Annotated in this window: 17 protein-coding genes and 1 pseudogene; 6 read left to right on the top strand and 12 right to left on the bottom strand. The window is 68.6% G+C overall.

Features of this window, described 5'->3' with window-relative positions:
* The 3 genes from cydB to hisC all read right to left on the bottom strand — a co-directional run.
* Positions 1-925: cytochrome d ubiquinol oxidase subunit II (gene cydB / locus IE225_RS31755; protein ID WP_190061126.1), on the bottom strand; the 925-nt coding region annotated here is incomplete at its 3' end.
* 20 nt (positions 926-945) lie between these two features.
* Entirely contained in the window at positions 946-2454 is a 1509-nt protein-coding gene (locus IE225_RS31750; protein ID WP_190061125.1) for a cytochrome ubiquinol oxidase subunit I, read from the bottom strand.
* 589 nt (positions 2455-3043) lie between these two features.
* Positions 3044-4123 carry a histidinol-phosphate transaminase gene (gene hisC, locus IE225_RS31745; protein ID WP_190061124.1) on the bottom strand — a complete coding sequence of 360 codons (1080 nt, stop codon included), beginning with the start codon at positions 4121-4123 and terminating at the stop codon, positions 3044-3046.
* Positions 4124-4553: 430 nt separating this feature from the next.
* Between hisC and IE225_RS31740 the strand changes: the two genes are divergently transcribed.
* From IE225_RS31740 to IE225_RS31730, 3 genes are all read left to right on the top strand, one after another.
* Entirely contained in the window at positions 4554-5675 is a 1122-nt protein-coding gene (locus IE225_RS31740; RefSeq protein WP_190061123.1) for a LacI family DNA-binding transcriptional regulator, read from the top strand.
* A gap of 247 nt (positions 5676-5922) precedes the next feature.
* Positions 5923-7014 (top strand): metallophosphoesterase family protein, encoded by a 1092-nt coding sequence (locus IE225_RS31735; protein WP_268250025.1) that lies wholly within the window; start codon positions 5923-5925, stop codon positions 7012-7014.
* 185 nt (positions 7015-7199) lie between these two features.
* Positions 7200-8078: a hypothetical protein gene (locus IE225_RS31730; protein WP_190061121.1), complete on the top strand. Its 879-nt coding sequence runs from the start codon at positions 7200-7202 to the stop codon at positions 8076-8078.
* Positions 8079-8253: 175 nt separating this feature from the next.
* Here IE225_RS31730 and IE225_RS31725 read toward each other — a convergent pair.
* Positions 8254-8385: pseudogene (locus tag IE225_RS31725) on the bottom strand (thiamine biosynthesis protein ThiC); the annotation flags it as partial.
* A 74-nt stretch (positions 8386-8459) separates the two neighbouring features.
* Here IE225_RS31725 and IE225_RS31720 point away from each other — a divergent pair.
* On the top strand, positions 8460-10022 hold the full coding sequence (locus tag IE225_RS31720) for a recombinase family protein (RefSeq protein ID WP_229880196.1): 1563 nt from the start codon (positions 8460-8462) through the stop codon (positions 10020-10022).
* A 141-nt stretch (positions 10023-10163) separates the two neighbouring features.
* Here the strand turns inward: IE225_RS31720 and IE225_RS31715 are convergent, their stop codons facing one another.
* From IE225_RS31715 to IE225_RS31700, 4 genes are all read right to left on the bottom strand, one after another.
* Positions 10164-11522 carry a replication initiator gene (locus IE225_RS31715; protein ID WP_190061129.1) on the bottom strand — a complete coding sequence of 453 codons (1359 nt, stop codon included), beginning with the start codon at positions 11520-11522 and terminating at the stop codon, positions 10164-10166.
* 306 nt (positions 11523-11828) lie between these two features.
* Positions 11829-12026 carry a hypothetical protein gene (locus IE225_RS31710; protein ID WP_190061120.1) on the bottom strand — a complete coding sequence of 66 codons (198 nt, stop codon included), beginning with the start codon at positions 12024-12026 and terminating at the stop codon, positions 11829-11831.
* Entirely contained in the window at positions 12023-13324 is a 1302-nt protein-coding gene (locus IE225_RS31705) for an FtsK/SpoIIIE domain-containing protein (protein ID WP_190061128.1), read from the bottom strand. The genes IE225_RS31710 and IE225_RS31705 overlap by 4 nt, the downstream gene beginning before the upstream one ends.
* Positions 13324-13671, bottom strand: coding sequence for an SCO3933 family regulatory protein (locus tag IE225_RS31700; RefSeq protein WP_190061119.1), 348 nt, complete (start codon positions 13669-13671; stop codon positions 13324-13326). The genes IE225_RS31705 and IE225_RS31700 overlap by 1 nt, the downstream gene beginning before the upstream one ends.
* A 165-nt stretch (positions 13672-13836) precedes the next feature.
* Here IE225_RS31700 and IE225_RS31695 point away from each other — a divergent pair, with 165 nt between their 5' ends.
* On the top strand, positions 13837-14616 hold the full coding sequence (locus tag IE225_RS31695) for a GntR family transcriptional regulator (RefSeq protein ID WP_190061118.1): 780 nt from the start codon (positions 13837-13839) through the stop codon (positions 14614-14616).
* A gap of 410 nt (positions 14617-15026) precedes the next feature.
* On the opposite strand, the gene IE225_RS33655 is transcribed toward IE225_RS31695, so the two are convergent.
* Complete coding sequence (locus IE225_RS33655) at positions 15027-15305, bottom strand: hypothetical protein (RefSeq protein ID WP_229880195.1); 279 nt, start codon at positions 15303-15305, stop codon at positions 15027-15029.
* Positions 15306-15639: 334 nt separating this feature from the next.
* Positions 15640-16197: an ATP-binding protein gene (locus IE225_RS31690; RefSeq protein WP_190061117.1), complete on the bottom strand. Its 558-nt coding sequence runs from the start codon at positions 16195-16197 to the stop codon at positions 15640-15642.
* A 211-nt stretch (positions 16198-16408) separates the two neighbouring features.
* Between IE225_RS31690 and IE225_RS31685 the strand changes: the two genes are divergently transcribed.
* Positions 16409-17785, top strand: coding sequence for an NsdA family TPR-like regulatory protein (locus IE225_RS31685; protein WP_190061116.1), 1377 nt, complete (start codon positions 16409-16411; stop codon positions 17783-17785).
* 3 nt (positions 17786-17788) lie between these two features.
* Here IE225_RS31685 and IE225_RS31680 read toward each other — a convergent pair whose 3' ends face one another.
* Together IE225_RS31680 and thiC are read right to left on the bottom strand one after the other, a co-directional pair.
* Positions 17789-18703 carry a phosphotransferase enzyme family protein gene (locus IE225_RS31680; protein WP_190061115.1) on the bottom strand — a complete coding sequence of 305 codons (915 nt, stop codon included), beginning with the start codon at positions 18701-18703 and terminating at the stop codon, positions 17789-17791.
* A gap of 185 nt (positions 18704-18888) precedes the next feature.
* On the bottom strand, positions 18889-20712 hold the full coding sequence (thiC, locus tag IE225_RS31675; RefSeq protein ID WP_229880194.1) for a phosphomethylpyrimidine synthase ThiC: 1824 nt from the start codon (positions 20710-20712) through the stop codon (positions 18889-18891).
* Between the last annotated feature and the right edge of the window lie 70 nt (positions 20713-20782).

Genomic DNA, 20782 nt, shown 5'->3' with positions numbered 1-20782 from the left:
CCACCGGAGTGGCGATCCCCGCGCACCAGGTCATGATCTTCAGGGTGTACGGGCTGGACGAGGCGTTGCTGACCGTCAGGCTCCAGGCCGGGTTCAGCGTGGACGGCATCACGTCCGGGAAGAGCGTGAGGAACAGCATCGCCACGGCGGCCACGACGGTGACGCCGGACAGCGCGAACGCCCACCCCTCCCGTCCGGCCTGGTTGGCGACGAGCGCGGCGACCAGCGCGGCGGCCGCCACGACCAGCGCCACCAGGCTCGCACCGTCACCGCGGTCGGCCTGCGTCCACAGCAGGAATCCCAGCACCGGCACCGCGGTGACGAGCCCGACGCGAAGAGCCAGCCTCCGGGCGCGCTCCCGGATGTCGCCGAGGGTCTTCAGCGCCGTGAACACCGCGCCGTGGAAGGTGAACAGCGACAGCGTCACCAGGCCGCCGAGCAGCGCATACGGGTTGAGCAGGTCCCAGAAGCCGCCCACGTACTCCAGGTTCCGGTCGATCTTCACGCCCCGCACGATGTTGCCGAAGGCCACGCCCCACAGGAACGCGGGGACGAGCGAGGACCAGAAGATCGCCGTCTCCCAGTTGCGCTGCCAGTGCTCCTCCGTTCGCTTCGCGCGGTACTCGAAGGCGACGCCGCGGACGATCAGGCAGACCAGGATGATCAGCAGCGGGAGGTAGAAGCCGGAGAACAGCGTGGCGTACCACTCGGGGAAGGCGGCGAAGGTGGCGCCGCCCGCCGTGAGCAGCCAGACCTCGTTGCCGTCCCAGACCGGGCCGATGGTGTTGATGAGCACCCGCTTCTCGGCCCGGTCACGGGCGAGCAGCCTGGTGAGGATGCCGACCCCGAAGTCGAAGCCCTCCAGGAAGAAGTAGCCGATCCACAGGACGGCGATCAGGACGAACCAGACGTCGTGCAGTTCCATGTCTGTGCAGCTCCCTCGGCCTAGTACGAGAAGGCCATCGGCTTGTCGGCGTCCCGGGAGTCGCCGCCGATCTTCGTGGGCGGGTTGAAGTCGGACTCGGTCAGCTCCGGCGGACCGGCCTTGACGTACTTGGCGAGCAGCTTGACCTCGATGACGGCGAGGATCGCGTACAGCGCCGTGAACACGGTCATCGAGGTGATGACCTCGCCCTGGGAAACACCGGGGGAGACCGCGTCACCGGTCTGCAGGACGCCGTAGACGACCCACGGCTGGCGGCCCATCTCGGTGAAGATCCAGCCCCAGGAGTTGGCGATCAGCGGGAAGGCCAGCGTCAGGGCGGCGATACGCCAGTACCACTTGGTCAGGTTCGGGCCGAGCGCCTTGTTCTTGAACAGGACCAGGTGCGGCACCTCGTCCTCACCGGCCCTCAGGTGCTGCGGCAGCATGAACCTCTTGCGGGTCAGCCAGAGGCCGGCCAGGCCGAGGGCGAAGGACGCCATGCCGAAGCCGATCATCCAGCGGAAGCCCCAGAAGGTGACCGGGATGTTGGGCCGGTAGTCGCCGGGGCCGTACTTGTGCTGCTCGGCCTTGTTGACGTCGTTGATGCCGGGGACGTGCGAGGTGAAGTCGTCGTTGGCGAGGAAGGACAGCAGACCGGGGATCTCGATGGCGACGGAGTTGTGGCCCTTGTCCACGTCGCCGTAGGCGAAGATCGAGAAGGGGGCGGAGTTTTGGCCGTCCCACAGCGCCTCGGCGGCGGCCATCTTCATCGGCTGCTGCTTGAACATGACCTTGCCGAGCACGTCACCGCTGACCGCGGTGAGCAGGCCGGCGATGACCACGGTGACCAGGCCCAGCCGCAGCGAGGTCTTCATCACCGGGACGTGCTTCTTGCGGGCCAGGTGGAAGGCCGCGATGCCGACCATGAAGGCGCCGCCGGTCAGGAAGGCCGCGGAGAGGGTGTGGAAGACCTGGCTCAGGGCGGTGTTCTGGGTGAGCACGGCCCAGAAGTCGGTGAGCTCGGCGCGGCCCTTGGCCTTGTCGATCCGGTAGCCGACGGGGTGCTGCATCCAGGAGTTGGCGGCGAGGATGAAGTACGCCGACAGGATCGTGCCGAGCGAGACCATCCATATGCAGGCCAGGTGGATCTTCTTGGGCAACCTGTCCCAGCCGAAGATCCACAGGCCGATGAAGGTCGACTCGAAGAAGAAGGCGATCAGTGCCTCGAAGGCGAGCGGGGCACCGAAGATGTCACCGACGAAGCGGGAGTAGTCGGACCAGTTCATGCCGAACTGGAACTCCTGCACGATGCCGGTGACCACGCCCATCGCGATGTTGATCAGGAACAGCTTGCCCCAGAACTTGGTTGCCCTGAGGTACTTCTCCGTCTCCGTTCGCACCCAGGCGGTCTGCAGCCCGGCCGTGAGGGCGGCGAGGGAGATCGTCAGGGGGACGAAGAGGAAGTGGTAGACGGTGGTGATGCCGAACTGCCAGCGCGCCAGGGTCTCCGGCGCCAATGCCAGGTCCACGTCGTCGCTCCTTACTTCGCCGTGGGGCAGCAGTTTGTGAAAGCGTTCACATTCACAAGCAATTATGGCCCACCGCCATCGCCCCTCAGAGGGAGGGGGGCTTGATCAACGGACCAGGAAGTCCGCCGCCGGAAGGCCGATGACCCCCTCTGACGTGGGGTTTTCCAGGAACTTCGACGTCAGGGCGTCGCCACCTGCCTCTACCGCACACGCCTGAGCAGGGAGGTGTATTTCGTCACAGGTGCCGCCGTTTCACGTGAAACAGCCGCCCGACAGGCCGCCGAGCCGGGCGCTGGCGCCTTCCGCGCCGACGGCGGCACCCAGCCTCGACCTTGGCTCACGACCACGACCCCACGCCGGTCTCGCGCGGGCCCTCACCCGCCCCTCGCTGCGGGACCCGATTCACCGGACCCGAACCTCCGGACCGGGATCACCCGGCCTGGATCACCGGGCCGAACCACCGAACCGAGTCCCCCCAGCCCGGGGCATCGCACCCGTACCACCGCATCCGGCGCCCCGCGCCTCGGGGCGCCGGACCTCGAGGCACTATCCCTCGGACCGCCGTTCGCGCTCACAGGGGGCGGGCGCCTCACAGCTCCTTGCGGAACGCCTCCGCGGCCTTCAGGAAGATGTCGTTCGCCTCGACCTCCCCGACCGTCACCCGCACGCCCTCGCCCGCGAACGGCCGGATCACCACGCCCGCTTGCTCGCACGCCTCCGCGAAGGCCGCCGTGCGCTCCCCCAGGCGCAGCCACACGAAGTTGGCCTGGGTCTCGGGCACCGTCCAGCCCTGGTCACGCAGTGCGTCGACCACGCGCGTGCGCTCGCGCACCAGCGCGCCCACCCGGTCGAGCAGTTCGTCCTCCGCCCGCAGCGAGGCGATCGCCGCGTCCTGCGCCAGCTGGCTCACCCCGAACGGCACCGCCGTCTTGCGCAGGGCGGCCGCCACCGGCTCGTGCGCGATCGCGAAACCGACGCGCAGCCCGGCCAGACCATAGGCCTTGGAGAAGGTCCGCAGCACGCAGACGTTGGACCGCTCCCGGTACAGGTCGACACCGTCGGGCACCTCGGGATCGCGGATGAACTCGCGGTACGCCTCGTCCAGCACCACCAGCACGTCGCCGGGCACCCGGTCGAGGAACCGCTCCAGTTCGGCACGCCGCACCACGGTGCCGGTCGGGTTGTTGGGATTGCAGACGAAGATCAGGCGCGTCCGGTCGGTGATGGCGTCCGCCATGGCCTCCAGGTCGTGCACGTCGCCCGGCGTCAGCGGCACCTGCACCGACGTCGCGCCACTGATCTGCGTGATGATCGGGTACGCCTCGAAGGACCGCCAGGCGTAGACGACCTCGTCACCGGGACCGCTGGTGGCCTGCAGCAGTTGCTGGGCGACGCCGACCGAGCCGGTGCCGGTGGCGATGTGGGAGGCGGGCACACCGAACCGGTCCGCCAGCTCGTTCACCAGCGCGGTGCACATCATGTCGGGGTAGCGGTTGAAGGAGGCGGCGGCCGCCGTCACCCTCTCCAGCACGCCGGGCAGCGGCGGGTAGGGGTTCTCGTTCGAGGAGAGCTTGTAGGCCGCTGGGCCACCCGCCGCGGCCGGCCTGCCCGGCTTGTAGGTCGGGATCCCCTCCAGTTCGGCGCGCAGCTTCGGGCTCGTCTGGCTCACCGCAGTCCTCCTCGCGACCACCGGCGGCGCCTGACCACCGCCGGCCTCCAATACTTCTCACCTTATGAGGATTGGACGCCGCTGCGTAGCGGTCGGCAGTGACCTCGACTGTCCCGGCGGCATCAGGGGCAGCGCCGCATGAAGAGGTGCGAAGAAGAGGTACGAAACGGAGGGCGCGTCGGCATATATCTATGCGCCGGTGGCTTACGCCGTGGCGCGCATCCCTCGTCAAGGTGAGTTGAGACCTCTTCGAAACATCACCTCCGCGGCAGGCCGACGCGTGTCGACACGCCACGTCCTGTGCCCGAAGGAGCCAACTGACTTTTTTTCTTATGGAGTTGGCCAAAGATGACCTTGCAGAAACGTATCTGTCAACGGGTGCATATGCGCCCGCCCTACCCCACCGCCCGGGCCCTACTATCGGCTCGCCATGACAGCAGCAGGGAAGCACCAGGTGAGCCGCGCGGATACCTCTCGGCGAGGCAGTCGGCCGGGCCGGGCGGGCATCAGAGACGTCGCCGCCGCCGCCGGGGTCTCCATCACGACCGTCTCCGACGCCCTCAACGGCAAGGGCCGGCTCCCGGACGCCACCCGGCGCCATGTCCGCGAGGTCGCCGAGCGGCTGGGCTACCGCCCCTCGGCCGCCGCCCGCACCCTCCGTACCGGCAAGTCCGGCCTGATCGGACTGACCGTGACCACATACGGGGATGAACCTTTCACCTTCACCGAGTTCGCGTACTTCGCCGAGATGGCCCGTGCCGCCACCTCCGCCGCGCTCGCCCGCGGCTACGCCCTGGTCATCCTGCCCGCGACCTCCCGCCGCAGCCCCGTCGACGTGTGGTCCAACGTCGCTCTGGACGGCACCGTCGTCGTCGACCCCTCCGACCACGACCCGGTCGTCACCGAACTGATCCGGCAGGGGTTACCGGTCGTCTCCGACGGCCGCCCGCCCGGCACCCTCCCGGTCACCGCCTGGGTCGACAACGACCACGAGGCCGCGGTCACGGGCATCCTCGATCACCTCGCCGAGGCCGGCGCCCGCCGCATCGGACTGCTCACCGGCACCACCACGGACACCTACACCCGGCTGTCCACCACCGCCTACCTGCGCTGGTGCGAGCGCGTCGGCCAGGACCCGGTGTACGAGGCCTACCCCGCGCACGACCCGTGCGCCGGCGCCGTCGCCGCCGACCGGCTGCTCGCCCGGCCCGACCGGCCCGACGCCGTCTACGGCCTGTTCGACCCCAACGGCACCGACCTGCTCGCCGCCGCCCGCCGCTACGGCCTGCGCGTCCCCGAGGACCTGCTGCTGGTGTGCTGCAGCGAGTCCGCCGTGTACGCCGGCACCGAGCCGCCCATCACCACGCTCTCCCTCAAGCCGCGCCGCATCGGCACCGCGGTGGTGCAGCTGCTCATCGACGCCATCGAGGGCGTCGCGCCGGAGAAGCCGGTCGAGCAGGTGATACCCACCGAACTGATCGTGCGGACCTCCTCCCAGCGGCGCCCGCCGCGCACCACGGTCAGCCCGCCCCGGGTACCCGAGGAGACGTAGGGCGGCGAAGGAGGCGCGGGACGAGGCGGCCGGAAGGGACGTACCGCACGCGACGCGACGGTGGGCCGGGCGGCCGACGAACGGCACAGCCCGGCACAATCAGGACGAAAGCCGCGGTGAATCGTGAGTCCTGCTCCGATTCACCACCCCTGGGTCATCACACGGAGCGACGCGCATTCCTATGATGGGCCCACGACACCGCGGGCCGCTGCGACCATGCGGTCCGAGGCGGTGCAGATGCGGCGCGATGGCGGAGGGGTCGATGACTCAGGGGGCCGGTCAGGGACCCGAAGTGGAGCGGACGGCGACGTTGCGCGACTTCCGGGTGCCCGCGTACGTCCACCAGACCGGTCCGTACGCCCACAGCACCCACCCCGGCGAGGCGGTCACGCCCGTCGAGGGGGCCTACCCGGAGGGGTACACGCCCACGCAGCGCGACCTTCCGGTGATCAACCGGGGAGACACGATTCAGGTGGCCGTCGACCCGCTGCCCACGCAGCCCGAGCAGCCCGCCACCGGCCCGGGGCCCCTGTACGTCGTCGGCGACGTGCACGGCTACCTCGACGAGCTGGTCGCCGCCCTGCAGCAGCAGGGCCTCATCGACGCCGCCGGCCACTGGTGCGCGGGCACCGCCCGGCTGTGGTTCCTCGGCGACTTCACCGACCGCGGCCCGGACGGCGTCGGCGTCATCGACCTGGTGATGCGGCTGTCCGCGGAGGCCGCCGCGGCCGGCGGCTACTGCAAGGCCCTCATGGGCAACCACGAACTGCTGCTGCTCGGTGCCAAGCGGTTCGGCGACACCCCCGTCAACTCCGGCGCGGGAACCGCCACCTTCCAGGCCGCCTGGCTGCTCAACGGCGGCCAGAAGTCCGACATGGACCGCCTGCAGGACCACCACCTGCAGTGGATGGCCCGCCTGGACGCGCTCACCGAGATCGACGGCTACCTGCTGCTGCACTCGGACACCACCGCCTACCTCGACTTCGGCTCCTCCATCGAGGAGGTCAACGACACCGTCCGCGAGACCCTCATGCGCAACGACGCGGACGAGGTCTGGGACCTGTTCCGCAAGTTCACCAAGCGGTTCTCCTTCCGCGACGAGGGCGGCGCCGACGCCGTGCGCTCCCTGCTCGATACGTACGGCGGCACCCGGATCGTTCACGGCCACAGCCCCATTCCCTATCTGCTGGGCCAGGTGGGCTCCGAGGACGGCGAGGAGAGCGAGACCACCGTCGTGGAGGGCCCGCACGTCTACGCCGACGGGCTCGCCATCGCCATGGACGGCGGCGTGACCATGTCCGGAAAGCTGCTGGTCCAGCAACTGCCGCTGGACGCCTGAGCGTTCCTCCACGCACCCGCGCACCACCGGTGCGCGGGTGCGCGCCCGTACCCAATTTCCGGCAACCCCCTGTCTCCGCAGGCCGTCACCGCTCTACCATCGGCTTATCCGTAGCAGGCTCCCCTCCGTTTCTGCCCGACGGCTCGTCAGCATGCCGAGCCCCAAGCCCTACGGAGCATCGGGGGATGCACATGAACAGCGTTCCGCAGCACCTGTTGAGCGAGGACCGCCAGGAGTACGAGCGGATCCTCGATGAGGCGCTGCGCTCCGCACCACACCGCCCGGAACTGGCCGCCGTCGGACGGCGGCTCAACTCCGAACAACTGCGCACGATGGCGCTCAACGCCACGGCCCTCATCACCTCCGCCGCCGCGGCCGAGTACCAGCACTACGTCAAGGTCCGCGAGGAGGTCCGCCGACCGCCGTCGTCCACCACGCCGTCCAGCACGCCGTTCGTCCAGGACACCACCGCCGGGGACGCGGGCGTGGCCCGCCTCACCCCTGCCGGGGAGGCCGCCGAGTCCACCGGGGCCGGGGCCGTCGCCGTCGTCGCCGTGCTGGCGCCCGTCCTCGCCGGCACCGCCGCCGCGCTCTTCCTGCTCGTGGGCTACCTCCTCAAGATGCTCAGTCCCAGGTCGGCCTTCGCCCGGACCATGATCACAACCGGTTGGGTGTTCGGTGCCGTGACCGCGGCCGCGATCCTGGTCGCCGCCGTCGGGCTGCTGCTGACGGCCCTGCGCAACAGGCCCTCGTTCGAGGCCGGACCGTACGGCGAGCTCACCGAGGAGGTGGCCCGGGCCAGGGACGCCTGGCGCGAGGCCCTGCTGGAGCGGGGCATCCTGCCGTTCCTGCGCGAGGCACTGGCCGATCCGGAGACGGCCGCCCTGCACCGTACGACCCCGCCCGCACCGGCCGCCCCCGGCGGCCGCATCCCCCGGCTCGGCTACGACAGGCCCGGCTTCACCAGCCCCGAGGACGGCCCCGGTGCCGGTCCGCGCCCCAGTTTCACCAGCCCCGACTACACGAGCCCGGACTTCGGCGGCCCGGACCATCGGCCCGAATAACCCGTCACCACCAGCCCGAGCAGCCCGTCACCACCGGCCCACTCCTCCGACGCGCCCTGCGGGTCGGCGACTCCGGGTGTCCCGACCGCCGCCGGCCGGGCGCCCCGGACGGAGGCCGTGCTCCGAGCCGGCCTGGACGCGACTCGGAGCACGGACCGGCAGGCCGGGATCCGTCTCACTCCGCGATCGGCAGGTACACGCGGTTGCCCGCGGCCGCGAACTCCTTCGCCTTCTGAGCCATGCCCTCCTCGATCTCGGCCTGGGAAGCGCCGTGTTCCCGCCGGATGTCCTGCGAGATCTTCATCGAGTAGAGCATTACTAGAAGCCCCACATGCGCTACGGTCGTTCCAGCAGCCCAGACTTGGACCAAGGGGGAACACCGTGGGCAAGCGCGAAGAGGTGATCAGCAAGCTGCGAGGCGTGCCGGAGGGACTGCCGTCCGTCGAGGAGGTACGCGCCATGCTGGCCGCTGATCCCAACCTCAAGTGCGTGGTCTGCTACGCGCGGATCTCGTTCGACGGCCGGGTGAAGGACGCCCACGGGATCGAGGACCAGCACCGAGACATGACGGAGGCCGCACGCCGGTTCGGGTGGCTGGTCGTCTACCGGTACACGGACAACGACAAGAGCGCCAGCAAGGAAAGCGTCGTTCGCGACGACTTCGAGCAGTTGCTTGCCGACCTTACGACGGGCACGACGCCGGAGGGATACCCGATCCACGGCGTCATGGCGGTGAACGACGACCGCTTGTACCGGCGCCCGAGCGACTGGGAGCGGTACCTGAAGGCGTTCACCTCACACGAAGGGCGCGTCTACCACGACTCGAACGGCATCCAAGACCTGTACGCCGAGGGATTCGAGATCAAGGGACTTGTGGGAGTCGCCATGTCCCTCAGCGAGACCAGGAAGAAGCAGCGGCGGAGCCGGAACAGCCACCGCAGCCGGGCGATCCGTGGACAGTCCGTCTCGGCGTGGCGCCCCTTCGGATGGGAGGACGACAAGGTCACGCTGCGCCCGAAGGAGGCAGACGCCATCCGAAAGGCTGTGCACGACGTGATTGCCGGCGCCTCCATCTCCGAGATCACACGGCAGTGGAAGGAAGCCGGATATCTCACGAGCCGTGGGAATCCCTTCCAGTACCAGACTGTCAAGCAGGTCCTGATGAACGCGCGGCTCTGTGGGTACCGCGAGATCAAGGGGGAGCTTGTCCGCGACGGCGACGACCAGCCGATCGTGGGTGAGTGGGAACCCATCATCACGCCGAAACAGTGGTTCGCCGTCACGGCCAAGATCAGGGAGCGGGGTGGCGGGACGGGCATGCCGCGCGGTGGCCTGGTCCACAAGTACCTGCTGACCGGCATCCTGCGCTGCGGCAACGTGCTGGAGGACGGCACGGTCTGCAACAACAAGATGATCGGGATCAAGGCGAACGACTGGCTCAAGTACGAGCACGCCTACATGTGCAAGAAGACCGTGGACGGTGGCTGCAACAAGACCTACAAGCGCGGCGACAAGACAGACGAGGTCATCGAGGAGCTGGTGATCGCGAAGCTGGAGAGCGATGCGGCGACCAAGGCTCAGGAGGTACCGGACTGGGACAAGGCCGAAGCACTGGAGCGTGCGCTGAAGAGCCGTAGGGAGCTTGAACGCCGCTGGCACGACGACGAGGACACGGACATCGACGACGAGACGTTCTTTCGCAACCTCCCCGTCCTCGAACGCCGGATCAAGGAACTGCGGGCCGACCAGAAAGCTCACGAGGCGTTGAAGGCTGAGGCCGAGGAGGCCACGGGGGACATCCGGAAGTCGTGGAAGTCGAAGACGCTCACGCAGAAGCGTGAGGCGATCAAGAAGGTGCTGAGTGCGGTGATCGCCGTGCCGGGCGGGAAGGGCAACAAGACCTTCGATCCCGACCTGCTCAAGCCTGTGTGGCGCACTTCCTGATGAGCTGAAGTCCCAGGATCTCCCCCACACCCCGAAGCTGATCATCGGAGAGTGGGGGAGATTCACGTAGCTGTCGGTCGATCCATTCCCGCATCGCCGCTTGCTCACGGTCCGTGCGGCTCGGTTTTCCGGGCGGAGCGCTCAGGCAGCACCACCACCGACGAGGACGGATTCGGCGGCAACGGTGCGGTTGTGGGCAATGTCCTCCGCCACTCCGGCTGCGATGAGCGCGGCGCCAGGAGTGTGGCCGGAGCCGACATAGCGCCATTGCCGTTCGGTGATCACATCCGGTGTGTCGACATGGCCCATGTGGTGGGCGCGTTCGGCGCGCAGCGCCGCGTAGGTGGTGGAGTAGGCGCGGGATTTGGTGAGGATGTGGCCCCGGTAGCCGAGCGTATGAGCCCAGGTCCGCAGGTTCAGGGGCGCGTACTCTGCCAGGCCTCCCAGCCGCCAGCAGGTGCGCATGAGGGTGCGGACGTGTTCGCTGACGGGTGCCGACTCGATGTCCGCCCAGGTGGCCAGCGGGTAGTCAGTGCCGGCGCCGGTGTCACTCGCTCCTTTGGTGACGTACTTGGCCACGTACGCGGCCACGGCGTCACCGTCGGGTCCGTCGCTGTCCGCGAGCAGGGGCCGGGCGTCGACTTGGGCACCCCAACGAAGTTCCAGTTCCCCCACGGCCGGGCTGTAAGGCGTGCGGACCAGGACCCGCCGGGCGGAGGCGCGGACGGCATCGATGAGCAGTTCCGCAGTGCCCCAGGGCGGCGGTTCGTCGGCAGGGCCGTTCGGACCGTCGAGGCGGATGACAGCGTGGACGTGGACGGCCGCCCGCTTCTGGTACTCGGCGACGCGGGCGAAGGACAGCCGGGCCTCTTGGGCAAGGCGGGACTGTACGAGACCGACCGAGGAGGCGAGACGCCGCCGAACGTCGATGACGAAGCGATCCCACAGCTTGGAGGCGTGCGCGTGCCACAGCACGTGGGCTGTGTAGTCGTAGCAGTCGCGGCAGAGAGGTTGGCCGACAACGGGCGCCTCCGGGGCGTGAACGTGACCGCAACCGAGGGGATGGCCGTGGTCGCAGGTTCCGCCGGCCCGGCGGGGACGGCAGAGCTCCCCGGCACGATGGACGGAACCGAAGGACGGGGCGGTCAGGGTGACGAAGAGCCGGGGCCGGTGCCGGACGGTGGCAGGGACGTTCTTACCGCCCAGGAGGCCGGCGCGGACGAGGTGGTAGGTGTCTCCGGCGTGGAGGCGGGAACAGGCCGGACAGACGGTGGCGCGTCGGTTGCGGCAGCGGACGAGGAGTCGTTCGCCGGGTTCGTTGCGGGTGTCGTAGTGGTGGAGGACTTCGCCGGTTGTGCTGTCCAGGGTGGTGGTGAAGCCGGCCAGGTGGACGGGGTGGGCACAGCCGCCGGTGGCGGTGACTTGCTCCAGCCAGCGCGGGAACTGCGGATCTTGGGCGAGGCGGATGGCGTCGCGGTCTGCTTCGGGGAGCCAACACAGGCGCGCCGCGCGATCGAGGGCGGCGCGCCGGTCAGCCGGAGTGGATGCCGGGGTGATGGTGGTGACCTTCCGGGGTGAGCCGCCGAAGCGGCAGGGATGGTGGGTGGTGGCGCGCTGTCGCTGTCGTTCATGAGCGGATCTCCCTTCGCGCGTGTTCGGGTGGTGTGGGTCAGCGGATGGTGCCGGTTCCCCGGCAGACGCGGCACCGGCGCAGTCGCCCGGTCCAGGTCTTGCGGGCTCCGTCCCCCTTGCAGTGGGGGCACCTCACGCGGCGCATGGTCATGGCCGTGCGTTTCCCTTCTCTGGTCAGGTGTGGGAGAAGCCGTTGATCAGCCAGGTGACGAGGCTGTGGACGGTGAAGACCACGGGGGTCTGACCGAGGTAGAGGCCGAAGAGGCCGACGCAGACCGCTTCCCAGGCGCGGACGTCGCGGGAGCGCACGAGGAGAACGGTGATGATCCCGAAGACCACCGCGAACGTGAACGCCGTACCTTCGCTGATCACTTGTCGTCTCCTTCCAGCACCGCGATCGCGCGGTCTATGGCGGGCAGTTCCGGGGTCAGCGCTGCGTACTTACGGGTCGTCGACACCGCTTCGTCGGTCGAGGTGAGGTGGGAGCGTGCGCGGCTCCAACCACCGTCCGGGCCGGTGCAGACGGCCACACCTCGTTCCTCGGCGGTGATCGACTGTGCGACGGCCACGGCGTCCTTGTTGAGGTCGCCCAGGGTCATTTCGGCGGTGCCAGGGTCGTTGACGCGATGGCAGATACGGCCGACGAGCTGAGCCCGCAGGGCGGTGACGCCGGGCCCGAGATCGGAACCGACCCGCTGTCCGGCCACCACCAGGTGGACGCCGAGCGCGGCCCCGAGCTGCGCCAGGCGGAGCAGCAGGGTGGAGCACTGTTCAGCCTCCGCCTTGCTCTCGCGGGTGCCCTCGGAGAGGTACAGTTCCGCGATCTCGTCGACGACCACGACGACCGGCACGGGGCGGATCTTGTCCGGCAGCTCCCAGATGGAACGGACCCCGGCGGACCGGCACGCGTTCATCCGGTCCTGCATGTCGACGACCAGGGCGGAGAGCACGGCGACGGCCTCACGCCTGCACGTGGCCAGTGCGCTGAGCCGTTGGGAGAACAGGCCGAGTTCCATGCCGCCCTTGCAGTCGATGCCGACCAGGGCAACAGGTTGTTGGGCGAGCTGGGTGATCAGCCGGGCCAACAAGGTTGACTTGCCCGAGCGGGTGGCGCCGGTGATGAGCCAGTGCGGGACGAGCCGCAGGTTCATCACCCAGGCGCCGCCGGACTCCAGAACGCCGATGAGCGCGGAGAGGAGTTCGGCCGGGGCCGTGGCTAAGCCGGGACGCTCCAGCGGATCCGTGGCCGTGGCCGTCAGCAGGACGAGCCCGCGCTCCGGCGAGGTGACCCGGACAGCGTGGACCTTCCACGCGTGCGCGAGAGCGTCAGCCGCCTTCATGTACGTAGCCGGGGTCTGGCCCGCGTGCAGGCGCACGATCACAGACAGGCCCATCCTCGTGGCGCGCGGAAAGGAGATCCGCGGAGCCACCGGCCGCAGCGGCTCGCCTTTCACCATCAGGTCGCCGAGCAGTCCGCGCGGCGGGCGCCGGGAGACCGCGAGATCATTGAGCATGGCGACCTTGCGCCAGGTGAACACCACCCGGCACGCGGCGGCCGGGTAGCCGACGAGGTACCAGTACCAGGCCGGCCGGTGTCGCCGCACCAGGTCGCCGACGACCAGCAGCCACGCCAGTACGGCCAGAGCGAAGGCAAGCAGGATCGGCCGCATCACGCGTCACCGCCCTTGGCCTGCACGATGCCGCCGGAGACAGGCGTGATCGAGTCTGCCCGGAAGCTGACGCCGTGCCGGTCACCCATCGACCAGACGAACGCCGTCAGACCGGTGACCTTGACGATCTGCCCTTCCTCGATGCCCTTCGGCTGACCGCTGACGGCGATCTCGATCACCGAGATCCGCCGACCGTCCTGCCGCACGGTGACCGCCACGGTCCACACCGGGTTGCCGTCCCGGTCCCTCTTCACCTCCTGTGTCTCGGGGTTGCTGAGCTTTGCTTCCGGCGCGATGGCGCACCTCAGTACGCCGAGCCGCGACGTGTCCACGGGAATGGACTGCATGGGGTATGGCCTCCCTGGCCAATCGGGACGCCAGCCAGATACTGACGTCACTTGTCCTTATGAGTTACGACTATGGAGTCCTGTACGGCGAGAGCGCAACTACTTATGCTGACGAGTGATGTCGCGCGTGCGACGTGCCTACGACCACGACCCGGAGATGACCCGATGTCGGAGATCCAGCGCCCCGGAGCCCTCTATCAGCAAGTGGCCGCCGCGATCCGCGAAGCGATCCTGTCGGGCGAGTTCGCACCCGGCTCCCTGTTGCCGTCCGAAGCCCAGCTCATGACCCGCTACGGCGTTTCCCGGCCGACCGTCCGCAACGCGATCGCGGCCCTGCGCGCGGAAGGACTGATCGACGTCCGCCACGGCAAGGGCAGCTTCGTACGCTCCAGCGGACAGCCCACGCTCACCCTCGAACGCCGCATCACCCGCACGTCGGGCGACACGTTCGCCATGCCCAACGGCGACCTCTGGAAGGAAGCCGAGGAGCCGAGCACTTACCGTGCCCGCACCACGAAGACCACCGGTCGGCTCCTCCACCTTGACGAGGAAGAAGCCCTGTTCGGCTGTGACCGGCTGCTCACCGATCCCCGTACCGGCACGCGCGCCATGCACCGCACCCTGATCCCGTTCGAAGTCGCCGATGCCGTCCGTGGGCTCGCCGAAAATCCAGGCACGCACCCGGCAGCGATCTATCAGTTGCTCTCTCAGGACGGACAGCACCTGTCGTGGACCGAGACGGTACGCGCTCGCATGCCGCTGCCCGACGAGCGCACCACGCTTCAACTTCCCGACGCGACCCCGATCCTGCACCTGACCCGCGTCACACACGGCTCTGACGACCGCGCCTTGATTCTCGAAGAACTGCGCATCGGGGCGGACCGTGCCGAAGCCACCTATCGGATCACCATCGACGAGCAGCCAGCACGACGTACCCGCGCCTGACCGCGAGCGAGCATCGGTCGAAACAACCTTCACTTCCTCAAGGGCGCGCCTGCGGCGCGCCGGGTCGCCCGGCCGCCCCGGCCGGGCGTGCGGCGTGGCCGCCGGTCCCGTCCGGTCGCCGGTCGCCCCCGACCGCAGCACGCCCAAGGAGTCGATGCGTCGACCGACCGTCACGGGCCGGGGCGTGGTGGGCTGGGGGTCGCCGGCCTCCGAGACTTTAGGCAGCCACCATGGGGCGAGCCTCGAAGAACAGGGGGCCAATCGGGCACAACCGCGGGCAGGTCCAGTACCTGCCCGATTCGCCGGGCCAGCGTAAGGCCCCCTGTTCACTCGCCCCATGGCAGCTCCCGCCCAAAGTCTCTCCGGCCGGCGACGTGCCCACGCGCGCCACCCACCGGCGCAAGCGCCGTTCATGCCGTCGACTCCAGAAGCTCAGCGAGCCGGTGAGCGCCACCCGGCCACCCTGTCAGTCGGACCACACCCCGCCCCCGCTCGTCCGTGGAGGCGACCGCCCGCATGGTCGACAGCTCGAGGCCCGCGCCGAGGAGTGCCCGGTTCAACCGGTCGGCAGCCTCCCGGGCTTCCCGCCACCCCGCGATGTAGTCCACACCGGGCGTCCACAGGAGGGCATCCATGCCGTCAATGCCATCCAGGCCGTCGCCGATCCAGTCCCCACCCGCGCCAGTCACGTGCGTTCACCTCAACCCTGCTTGCTATGACGATCCGTCAACTCACCGGATTCCAGGGCCAGAAGCGACGCAGCGCAGCGGCCCCGGTACCATGAGGCACCGGGGACCGCTGCGTCCCCTGCCGGGCCACCCTTCTGCTTCCTAGGGCTGAGGGGGTGGCCCGGTCTCGGTATTGGGTTGTGGAGCGCGGCCCCTCATCCGGGCGGGGGACCCGGTGTGCGTGACTGCGAGGGACCACGCTCCGTGGCCGGAGGGGTCAGGCTCCGGCCGATTCCGGGGTCACTGCCGACTCCCGATCGCGAAGGAGTGGACAAGGACAGCACCCCGGAGATCATCAGTGCGGGTTGTCGCCGACTCCGCCGTCCAGGTCGAAGCGGCACCAGACCGTCTTGCCGCCCCGCTCTTCCTGCGCCCACCAGACCGCTGCCGCCAGTCGCTGAACGATGAGTAGGCCACGGCCCGTGTCGGGCAGTACCGCCTCCGACAGCTCCCCCACCAGCCCGGGGGAGAACATCTCTCCGGCGGGGAGCAGCGGGGGTGTCGAGTCTTCGTCTGTGACGCCGATGAACAGCCACTTCGGCCACAGCTTGAAGGTGACATCGATGCGTCGGCAGGCGCCGGCCCGAGACAGATGCCGATCCGGAACGGCGTGGTTCACCACGTTGCCGACGAGTTCCGAGACGACCAACCGAGCGTCATCCACGACCGCACCGGCGCCCGCGCCCTGGAGGAAGACCGCCGTCATGTCCCGTGCCATCCGCGCCGTGTCGTCGGACTCGGCGAACAGCGTGAGCGTCAGGAAGCGTCCGTCGGACGAGGGGTTCGGCGCCACGAACCAGTGGGCGTATGCGTCCAGCTCACTCGCCAGCCACTCGGTCTTGCCCGCATCCATCACGTCCCCTTCCGAGAGCCCAGATGATTCGTTCGGCGCCGGTTGCCTCACACAAGCCAGTACACGGCGCTGCGCGTGCGACCGGGAGCGTTCACCGGGGGGTTCACGTGAACACCGGCAAAGGCGAAGGGGGTTCACTGCTGAACCCCCCAAGGAGAGACTGCTGTGACACGATGAACACTCGCTGTCATTCTCGGGTTGGCAGGGGAGCATGAGCCGAGAGCCGAACGCGCAGCTGATCGCAGTCATGGACGAGGCGAAGGTCTCGAACAAGGGCCTGGCCAAGCGGATGAAGGACGCCGCAGCGCAGCGGGGCATCAGTCTGGGGACGACGCACGTCTCAGTGCAGCGATGGCGGGACGGTGCGGGTATCCAACCGCAGACAGCCGCGATCATGGCGGATGTGCTCAGCTCGAAGCTGGGGCGCCGGATCACACCGGGCGACCTCGGTTTCTTCGACCACGCTCAGCGGACCGCGCCCGACCCCGTGGGGTACCCGAGCACGGTCCCCGACGTGCTGTCCATGCTGGACGGACTCGCCCAGGAACGCGCCGAAGCCGCAGTGACCGATCGCCTGGTCGTGGCGGACGCGGATCTCAGCGCCGCCGTCCTTTCATGGATGATCGCGCGCCCTGATGGCGTCCAGGCCGAGCGACCCGCCCAGCAACGTGTTGGTATGCGGGACGTGCGCGCCATCAGAGACGCAGCGGCCACGTTCATGCAACTCGACTTCAAGTACGGCGGAGGCCACGGCCATCGGGCATTACGCCACTACTTCCGCCACGAGGTCCTTCCCCTGCTCAGCGCCAGCTACAGCGAGAAGGTGGGCCATGCGCTGTTCAGCGCCGCCGCCGAGGTCTCCCAGTTGCTGGCATGGACCGCGTACGACGTCGGAAACCACCGACTCGCCCACCGCTACCTCACCTCCACCCTGCGTCTGTCCCAGGTCATCGACGACCGCATGTTCGGCGCCCGCATCCTCGGCAACCTCAGCCACCAGGCCAACTATCTGGGCAACCACACCCAGGCCATCCAGTTGGCCCGCGCCGCCATCGAGGGAGCCAAAGGGCGAGCCACCCCACGTGCCATGGCGAACTACTGGGCCATGGAGGCCCGCGCCCTGTCCAACGCGGGCGACCGCGCCGGGGCCGGCCACGCCATGAACCAAGCCGAACGGCACTTCGAGCAGGCCGACACAGCCGATGACCCTGCGTGGTTGAGTTACTTCGACGACGCAGAGCTGTTGGGCGAGTTCTGCCACTGCTTCCGCGACCTGAAGATGCGGCGCGAAGCCGTCGAGCACGCACAGCGCGCCGTCGACAGCACCGACCCGCAGTACGCCCGCACCCTTGGTTTCTGCCGTATGGTGCTCGCCCAGAGCCAGCTACTGAGCGGCGACTTGGAAGCCGCCGTCACCACCGCGAGCCTTGCCGTGGACGGCGGCGACTCCCTCCAGTCCTCACGCTTCCAGCGCTACGTCACCGACTTTCAAGCGGAGGTCAGCACGCACGCGACCCACCCCGCCGTCGTTGCCTTCAACGAGCAGGTCAGTGAAGCACTCGCCCGCCTGGACGACGAAGACGAGTAGCAGCTACCGCGGACGCCAATCACGAGGCGCATCGTCGTGGCGCAGCGCGTCGATGCGCCGGCGGTACTCATCCGCCGTCTCCTGATCTTCCTGCACGTTCTGCATAAGCCACGTCGTCATGCCGAACTCTTGCAGCCGCCGCAGCGTGTCATAGCCGGGCCAGTCATACAGATCCCGTCCGTAGGCCCGCACGAAGTCGGCGTACTGCTCGTCGGTCTGCCACCCAAGGCTGTGATGCTCGGTAGCAGTGACCATCAGGTCCCACTCAGGGTGATCGAAGCAGAAGGCCTCGAAGTCGATCAGCACCGCCTCGTTCCGGTGGTTCACCATGAGGTTCTGCACGTGGGCGTCGCCATGAACCGGTCCCCTGGGAGTCTCGAAGCTCAGCTCCGCGAACTGGTCACGCAACTCACGCCACCGCTTCCGAAGAAAGACCCTGTCGTCCTCCGGGATCGCGGCCCGGCTGATCCGCAGCTCCTGCTTGTCGAAGGGATCGAACGATGGCAACTCCAGGCCGGCCGGCAGCGTCATGGAGTGCAGGTCCCGGAGGATGCTTCCCAGCTCCCCGTACGTCGCCTTGCGGTCACCCTCCACGATGAGGTGCCAGAAGGTCACCGGGTGCCCCCTGACCAACAACGGCTGCTCCAAGTCATCGACGACACGCGCAGCAGGAAACCCCTCCCCGGCAAGCCATCGCGACACGCCCACCTCGGTGCGCGCCTTTGGCAGGTACTCCTCACTGCGGGCAACCCGTACCACCACCGGTACCGAGGCCAGCCGAAACAACGCGTTCTCACCGAGGCGGATCAGCTCAGCCCCTCTGTCATCCAGCCCAGCCGCCCGGCACGCGGCACTCATCACCCGCGCAGCCCCCGCCGACGTGAACCCCTCATCCGCCCGAGCAGCGTCAACCGCCATGCCCGTACCAGCTCCCCTAATCGCGCGCGATCAACCAGCGCACGCCTACGGGTGACCAACCCGACGCACGCCGGACACGGCCACGACCGTACCCAGGTCGCATGGATCGACGCGAGACCGCACCAAGCGGCGACGGGCCTCACCCCTTTCAAGGTGAGGCCCGCTTGCGCATCGCTCAGCGCCTGTCAGTCCGCGATGGGCAGATACACCCGGTGTCCCGCCTCGGCGAACTCCCTCGACTTGCGCAGCATCCCCTCGGCGATCTCCTCGGCCGTGGCGCTCTCGGGAACATCACCGCCAAAGCGTTCTGTGATGCTTTTACTAATCTTCATCGAGCAGAACTTCGGGCCGCACATCGAGCAGAAGTGCGCCGTCTTGGCGGGCTCGGCCGGCAGCGTCTCGTCGTGGAACTCGCGTGCCGTGTCCGGGTCGAGGGAGAGGTTGAACTGGTCCTCCCACCGGAACTCGAAGCGGGCGTCGGACAGCGCGTCGTCCCACTCCTGCGCACCGGGGTGCCCCTTGGCGAGGTCGGCCGCGTGAGCGGCGATCTTGTAGGTGATGACGCCCGTCTTGACGTCGTCACGGTTGGGCAGGCCCAGGTGCTCCTTGGGCGTGACGTAGCAGAGCATGGCCGTGCCCCACCAGGCGATCATCGCGGCACCGATGCCGGAGGTGATGTGGTCGTACGCCGGCGCGATGTCCGTCGTCAGCGGGCCGAGCGTATAGAACGGAGCCTCATCGCAGATCTCCTGCTGCAGGTCAATGTTTTCCTTGATCTTGTGCATCGGGACGTGACCGGGGCCCTCGATCATCGTCTGCACATGGAAACGCCTGGCGATCCGCCCGAGTTCCCCGAGTGTGCGCAACTCCGCGAACTGCGCCTCGTCGTTGGCGTCCGCGATCGATCCGGGCCGCAGGCCGTCACCGAGCGAGAAGGTGACGTCGTAGGCGGCGAGGATCTCGCAGAGCTCCTCGAAGTGCTCGTACAGGAACGACTCCTTGTGGTGCGCCAGGCACCACGCGGCCATGATGGAGCCGCCGCGCGAGACGATGCCGGTCTTGCGGTTCGCGGTCAGCGGCACGTACGCCAGGCGCACGCCCGCGTGGACCGTCATGTAGTCCACGCCCTGCTCGGCCTGTTCGATGACCGTGTCCTTGTAGATCTCCCAGGTCAGTTCCTCGGCCTTGCCGTCCACCTTCTCCAGGGCCTGGTAGAGCGGCACGGTGCCGATGGGAACGGGGGAGTTGCGCAGCACCCACTCGCGGGTGGTGTGGATGTTGCGGCCCGTGGAGAGGTCCATGACCGTGTCGGCGCCCCAGCGGGTCGCCCAGGTCATCTTCTCGACCTCCTCCTCGATGGAGGAGGTCACCGCGGAGTTGCCGATGTTGGCGTTGACCTTCACCAGGAACCGCTTGCCGATGATCATCGGCTCGATCTCGGGGTGGTTGACGTTGGCCGGCAGCACCGCGCGGCCCGCCGCGATCTCCTCCCGGACCACCTCGGGAGAAACGTTCTCCCTGAGAGCCACGAACTCCATCTCGGGCGTGATCTCGCCCCGGCGGGCATACGCGAGCTGCGTCACCGCGCTGCCGTCACGGCTGCGGCGCGGCTGGCGCGGACGGCCGGGGAAGACGGCATCGAGGTTGCGCAGACCGCCGCGCGGCGAGGTGTGCTTGATCCCGTCGTCCTCCGGACGGACGGGGCGTCCCGCGTACTCCTCGGTGTCGCCGCGGGCGACGATCCACTTCTCCCGCAGCGGCGGCAGGCCCCTGCGGACGTCCGTCTCGACGGACGGGTCGGTGTACGGACCGGACGTGTCGTACAGCGTGACCGTCCTGCCGTTGGTGAGGTGCACCTGACGGACCGGCACCCGCACATCGGGGCGGGACCCCTCGATGTACGCCTTGTGCCAGCCGATGGACTTCCTGCCGTCCTCGTGAGCCGCGGTGTCGGTTCCGTCGACCGGAATCTGGGTGGAGGCAGGCGTGCGCGTGTCCTTGTTGGCCATGAGACCTACTCCCTACGCCGGCATTACCCGGTAACAGGTTCGGCGGTCGGCGCAGCGGTTACCGTCGGCC

The sequence above is a fragment of the Streptomyces echinoruber genome (assembly GCF_014651135.1).
Lineage (GTDB): Bacteria > Actinomycetota > Actinomycetes > Streptomycetales > Streptomycetaceae > Streptomyces > Streptomyces echinoruber.
Note: the sequence above shows the minus strand (reverse complement) of the source record. Positions and strands in the feature narration are given on the sequence as shown.

What these genes read in the sequence shown, in the direction of transcription:
- IE225_RS31740 (WP_190061123.1), top strand. Translation starts at nt 4,554, where the DNA reads ATGACAGCAGCAGGGAAGCACCAGGTGAGCCGCGCGGATACCTCTCGG.
- IE225_RS31735 (WP_268250025.1), top strand. Translation starts at nt 5,923, where the DNA reads ATGGCGGAGGGGTCGATGACTCAGGGGGCCGGTCAGGGACCCGAAGTG.
- IE225_RS31730 (WP_190061121.1), top strand. Translation starts at nt 7,200, where the DNA reads ATGCACATGAACAGCGTTCCGCAGCACCTGTTGAGCGAGGACCGCCAG.
- IE225_RS31705 (WP_190061128.1), bottom strand. Translation starts at nt 13,324, where the DNA reads ATGCGGCCGATCCTGCTTGCCTTCGCTCTGGCCGTACTGGCGTGGCTG.
- IE225_RS31700 (WP_190061119.1), bottom strand. Translation starts at nt 13,671, where the DNA reads ATGCAGTCCATTCCCGTGGACACGTCGCGGCTCGGCGTACTGAGGTGC.
- IE225_RS31695 (WP_190061118.1), top strand. Translation starts at nt 13,837, where the DNA reads ATGTCGGAGATCCAGCGCCCCGGAGCCCTCTATCAGCAAGTGGCCGCC.
- IE225_RS31690 (WP_190061117.1), bottom strand. Translation starts at nt 16,197, where the DNA reads ATGGATGCGGGCAAGACCGAGTGGCTGGCGAGTGAGCTGGACGCATAC.
- IE225_RS31685 (WP_190061116.1), top strand. Translation starts at nt 16,409, where the DNA reads ATGAGCCGAGAGCCGAACGCGCAGCTGATCGCAGTCATGGACGAGGCG.
- IE225_RS31680 (WP_190061115.1), bottom strand. Translation starts at nt 18,703, where the DNA reads ATGGCGGTTGACGCTGCTCGGGCGGATGAGGGGTTCACGTCGGCGGGG.
- thiC (WP_229880194.1), bottom strand. Translation starts at nt 20,712, where the DNA reads ATGGCCAACAAGGACACGCGCACGCCTGCCTCCACCCAGATTCCGGTC.